Source organism: uncultured Sphingomonas sp. (assembly GCF_937871615.1).
GTDB lineage: Bacteria > Pseudomonadota > Alphaproteobacteria > Sphingomonadales > Sphingomonadaceae > Sphingomonas.
Genome location: NZ_CALMPA010000056.1, coordinates 1 through 5496, shown reverse-complemented (window position 1 = coordinate 5496; position 5496 = coordinate 1). Strand labels below are relative to the sequence as shown.

Here is a 5496-nt window from a genome sequence, read left to right as displayed (position 1 = left end):
CAGGTGAAGCATCGCAGATCAAAGCCCTCATGGCTCAGGCAGTCATTGGGTCTAAGCGAGCTGGAACGCACGCGCCGCTGGATGCTGTTGCTGGGGCGCAAATCAGCGCCCGAGAAGATCGCCTGCCTCCTGCTCGAAATGGCGGAACGGATGCCGCTTCCGATCTGCATGTCCGGCGTTGCGGCAGCGCATCGTCACCTCACCCTCCCCTTTTCGCGCCAGCAGATCGCCGACCTGCTGGGGCTGACGATCGAAACCGTCAGCCGCCAGTTTACCCGGCTGAAGAAGGAGGGCGTGGTCGATCTGCCGTCGCGGCGCGAGGTCGTCATCCTCGATCATGCGCGGCTGGTCAGCGAAGCCGGCTGATTTCTCAGCGTTCGCTACGGGTCTTTCCGCGCACGATCCGCCAGAGGCGTGACACGAGGCCAGAGCGCCGATCGACCGTCCGCCCGCCACCGCAGGCGCATCGAAGCTCAAGCGGCCCCGGCGCAATCACTTCACCGCATTCAGGACATAGCATCGCCATCCCTCCGCATATGCTGCCGGGCGCCCAGCGCCTTTGCCTTGACGATGAAATCCCACGCCATCAGCAGCGCGCCGGCGGCGAACACCACATCGCCGGGAAGCCGCATCCACTGCCAGATCAGGGTGCCGTTGTAGAATTCGAGGCTGCGCGCATAGGCCAGGCCATGCTCGAACACCGCATCGAGCTGCGGCCAGCCGATGGGGAAGAAGTTGAGCAGGGCCCACAGCACCAGCCCGGCATTGTAGAGCCAGAACGCCCAGAGCCCGAGCTTCTCGCTGAACGGATGCCGATCGCCCGCGGCATAGCGCAGGCAGAAATAGATCAGCCCGATCGCCAGCTCGCCGAACGCCCCGAACAGGGCGGTATGCGCGTGGTTGAGCGTCAGGAACGTGCCGTGCTCGTAATAATTGACGAGAGGCGCATTGAGCGTCCCCCCGCCGAACACGCCCGCGCCGACGAAATTCCAGAAGGCGGCGCCGATCACATAGAGATAGGCGAGGCGATATTTGAACTCCTGATGTCGCCGGATCAGCCGGTGATTGTTGATCGCCTCGATGATGAGCAGCACCAGCGGCAGCACCTCGATGAACGAGAACATGCTGCCCATCGGCACCCACATGCTCGGACCACCCGCCCAATAAAGGTGATGCCCGGTGCCGATCACCCCGCCGAGAAAGATCAGGATCAGCTCGAAATAGACCGCGCGCTCGGCAAGCTGGCGTGAGACGAGGCCAACCGACATCAGCAGATAGGCGCTCATGCACGCAGCGAAGAACTCGAACGACTGCTCGACCCACAGATGCACCACCCACCAGCGCCAGTAATCGGTGATGGTGAAGGATTTCTCGATCCCCGTGAGCGGGATCATGCCGAACACGTAAAGCACCGCGATATTGATCGTCGCCGCCCAGATCAGATGCTCCATGCGGATGCGCCCGGTCCAGAATTCGCCGGCGGCGGTGCGGAACAGGGCGCGGCTCGGCCAGAGCGCGCGCATCACCAGCAGGCTCCACAGCGCAAGGCCGATGAAGAAGCCGATCTGCCAGAAACGCCCGAGCTGGATATACGACAGCCCCTGGTTGCCGAACCAGAACCAGCCGCGATCAATCACCCCCATGATGCCGAGATAATCGCCGATCAGCGCCCCCACGACGACGATCACCGTCGCCCAGAACAGGAGATCGACGAGGATATGCTGCCCCTTCGCCTCACGCCCGCCCGCGATCGCGGGCGCGAGGAACAGCGCCGCGCCGATCCACGACAGCCCGATCCACACGATCGGCGCCTGGATATGGACGCTGCGCAGGAAATTGAACGGCAGCCAGCGGTTGATGTCGATCCCGTAAAAGGCTTCGCGCTCGTAATAGGAATGCGCCATCACCGTGCCCGCGCCGATCTGCACCAGCAGCAATGCGGCGACGACGAGGAAATATTTGCCGATCCGCTTCTGGCTGGGGGTGAGCGCGCGGAATTCGGCGAGCACCGGGTCCATCGGCGCCTCGTCCGGGCCATTCAGATAGAATTCGTAGATGAACAGCACCAGCCCGAAGGCGAAGAAGGTGAAGCAGAAGCTGATCCACGTCCAACGGAAGGTATTGGTGGTCGGCGTGTTGCCGACGAGCGGCTCATAGGGCCAGTTCTCGGTCCACGACCAGGTGACGCCGGGCCGGCGCGCGACCGTGGTGAGCGCGGAAAAGACGAGGAAATCGGCGGTCTGCCGCGCGAGCGCCGGATCAAGGCTGTGCGCCGGGGTCCAGCCCCGCTTCGGATCGGTCACCGCCAGCCCGCGCGCCAGTTCGTCGCGCACGGAAATCACCGCGCCCGCCACGCTATCGGGCAACGTCACCTCGCGCTGCGTAAGGTCGATCCCGTGGAGCGCCTTTTGCATCGCCGCCGTCGCCGCCGCCTGCTGCTCGTCGGGGAGGCTGGCGAAGGCACGACCGTAGCGCGCCCGCGCCTCCGCCTCGCGTGCGGCCTTGCCGATCCGCACCAGCGCATCGGCGGTATAATCCTCGCCGTAATAGGAGCCCATGCCGTAGATGCTGCCGTAATCCATCAGGTCGGCTTTCTGGAAACCGCCCTTGCCGGCAAAGATATCGTCGCCGGTCAGCACCACCGCGCCGGCTCGCGTCACGAAGCGATCGGGCTGTGGCGGGACCGCGCGATAGGTGGCGACGGTCGCCCAGGCGAGCAGCCCGAAGGTCAGCACCGCGACCGCGAGCAGCACCCATTTGAGCACGGCACTGACCGGATCGGCCAGCGGCGGAACGATCGGCTCGGCTTCCTGCATCATCGGCAACCCCTCTTGAAGTGAGGCATACGGCCCGGATTTTCGGCCGCTATTTCATATCACATCCGTCACAAATCCGTCTCGTCAGAAAACCGACCAGCCATGGCTCCCCGCGACAGCGCCGAACACGGTGACGAGGCCGAGCGTCAGCAGCACGACATGCATGCGGTGGAGCCAGGCGAATGCCGCGTCGGGATCGCGCGCGACCAGGCCGGGCAGGCGGCGATGGAGCACCAGCGGCTCCCCGACGAACAGCAGCAGCGCGAAGATCAGCCACACGCCGACCATCGCGTGCATCCACCAGAAAGCGGGCTCGCGGAAGCGAGCCCACAGATCGAGTTTCGCCACCATGTAAAGCCCGGTCAGCCCGACAAGGATGACCGCGGCGCGCGCCTGCCAGACGAAGCGCGATTCGATCGCGTGGAAGGCCGCGAGGCGATTGGGGCCGAGATCGCCGCGTCGCACCGCGGGGATCGCCACCGTCGTCGCCATGCCGACGCCGCCGATCCATATGACGACGCCCAGAACATGGAGCGCGCGGGCAAGCGCCAGATCATCCATCGGCCGGGCCTCCCATGGCAAACCCTTCCCGCGCCGAACGGCGGGTATGGGCGGAAGCTATCCTCGATTTTCCCGATCGAGGTTGCGCCAGCGCAAACTTGCCGGTGATGAACAGTTATATTCATCGCCGTGATGGCGATGATCCGGTTCGAAAATGATGCGATTGAGGTCGATGCCGCGCTGATCGCGGACGGCCTCGGGATCGCGCCCGAACAGGTTCAGGCGGCGATGCGGGAAGGGCGCATCACGTCGATTTGCGAACGCGGCATCGACGAGGATGCCGGGACTTTCCGCCTCACCTTCTTCGCCGGCGAGCGGCGCCTTCGGCTGACGGTATCGGCAACGGGGGAGGCTCTCCGCCGATCGACAGTGACGGTCCGCGAGCCGCCGACGGCGCCGTGAGGCTGTTGCCACAAACCAACTCGTCAAAAGTGCCTGGCGCGATAAGATGAAGGGGTGAGCCTCAACGACCCGGCCCTGTCCGTCACCATCGCCGCCCTGCCGTTGTTCGAAGGCGTGCCGACCGCGGCGATAGCGGAACTCGCCACAACTACGCGGATGCGGACGCTGGCGCGCGGCGAACGCGCGTTCGATCAGGGCGAAACCGTCGAGCGCGCGCACGTGCTGCTTTCCGGCGCGATCCGCATCTCGCAGGCGGGGAGCGACGGCGGCCAGGTCGCGATCCGCTTCATCGCGCCGGGGGAGATATTCGGCAGCGTCGCGATCTTCACCGACGGGCAATATCCGGCGGACGGGATCGCGATGACCGCGTCGGTCGAACTGAGCTGGGCGCGGCAGGAATTGCTGGCGCTTGCCGAGCGATATCCCCAAATCGCGCTCAATCTGATCGCGATCATCGGGCGCCGGCTCGCCGAGCTTCAGAACCGCGTTCGCGAGATGGCGACACAGCGCGCCGAAAGCCGCATCGCCCACACCCTGCTGCGGCTCGCGCGGCAGGCGGGGCGGACGACGGCGGACGGCATCGCGATCGCCTTTCCCGTCCGGCGCAAGGATATCGCCGATATTGCCGGAACCTCGCTCTATACCGTCAGCCGAACACTCAATGAATGGCATCGCCAGCGGCTAATCATCGCTGACGGGCGCGGGCTGGTTCTTTCGCGGCTTCAAGAGCTTGATCGAGTGGCGGAAGGTTTGCTTGGCTGAACGCCGGCGCCGGTCGGCGGGTCTTCCGCCGGGGGTTTCACTGCCACCTTGCGCGGGCAGGAGAATAATGTTCGGGGCCAGCTCGATCGACGCCTGCGACGTCGCCAGCACAACATTTTCGGCGCCTCACCAGCGAGCGATGCCCATAGCTCGCTCGCCTGGAGCGAATCATGGTTGCCGGGCAGGATCACCCAGCGGATCGGCGCATGGTACGCCATTTCGGTGAGCGCCTGCCGCCGAACATCGGCAGCCGGCGTCTCGGTATCGAACGCAGGATCGTATCCGCGCCATTCGCCCGCGCCTGTTCGGCCAACCTAGCAAGCACCGCGTGGCGCGCCTCGCGCAACCGGCCCGGCAGATCGCCCGAGAAATTTTCCGAACCGCTTGCCCAGATGCAGATCGCTCGAATGAATGAAGCGGGCCATGCTCATTGCGCTCCCGACAGCGCCGGTGCGACCGGGGCGGTTTCGCCGCCGCGACCGCACGCGATCGCTTCATCGAGCCGCGCGCGCGCCTGCCGTGAGCCGTTCGCCCCCCAGCATCCGCGCCAGTTCGCGCGCCGGGTTCGGTTCGGCGAGCAAGGCCGGATTGCTCCGGGCCACCGCGCCAGCTCGGCGAGAGGTATGTCGGGGATTCCCCGCCGCGCCTCGTCGCCATGTGGCGGGCGATAAGCGCGGATGTCCGCCACCGTTCGCGCCTTCCGGATAAACTCGTCGCTCGATTTCTGGGTTCGATCGAAATCATGCAATCGCAATAGATTATGCGTGTGCGATAGCCTCCATATCCTTGACCGACACATAGGCGAGACTGGTTTCGCGAAGGCTGTTGGAATTATATTGGATGGCGTCGCCGAATATGGCCCTTCCCGGCACAAACGGGGCCAACATAACGGCTTCAACAAACTCGAAAATGTGGAGAGAAATTGCCGCTTACGGCGAGTTCGTGCCTTGGAGCG

General features: G+C 64.9%; 5 protein-coding genes. 3 read left to right on the top strand and 2 right to left on the bottom strand.

Going from position 1 to position 5496, the window contains the following annotated elements; genetic code table 11:
* Window positions 1–366: helix-turn-helix domain-containing protein (locus tag Q0316_RS16120; protein ID WP_298674322.1), on the top strand; the 366-nt coding region annotated here is incomplete at its 5' end.
* Between the two features lie 140 nt (window positions 367–506).
* On the opposite strand, the gene Q0316_RS16115 is transcribed toward Q0316_RS16120, so the two are convergent.
* Window positions 507–2819 (bottom strand): cbb3-type cytochrome c oxidase subunit I, encoded by a 2313-nt coding sequence (locus tag Q0316_RS16115; RefSeq protein WP_298674321.1) that lies wholly within the window; start codon window positions 2817–2819, stop codon window positions 507–509.
* A gap of 81 nt (window positions 2820–2900) precedes the next feature.
* Complete coding sequence (locus tag Q0316_RS16110; protein ID WP_298674320.1) at window positions 2901–3377, bottom strand: hypothetical protein; 477 nt, start codon at window positions 3375–3377, stop codon at window positions 2901–2903.
* A 138-nt stretch (window positions 3378–3515) separates the two neighbouring features.
* Here Q0316_RS16110 and Q0316_RS16105 point away from each other — a divergent pair, with 138 nt between their 5' ends.
* On the top strand, window positions 3516–3779 hold the full coding sequence (locus Q0316_RS16105; RefSeq protein ID WP_298674319.1) for a DUF6522 family protein: 264 nt from the start codon (window positions 3516–3518) through the stop codon (window positions 3777–3779).
* Between the two features lie 54 nt (window positions 3780–3833).
* Window positions 3834–4541, top strand: coding sequence for a Crp/Fnr family transcriptional regulator (locus Q0316_RS16100; RefSeq protein ID WP_298674318.1), 708 nt, complete (start codon window positions 3834–3836; stop codon window positions 4539–4541).
* The last annotated feature ends 955 nt before the right edge of the window (window positions 4542–5496 follow it).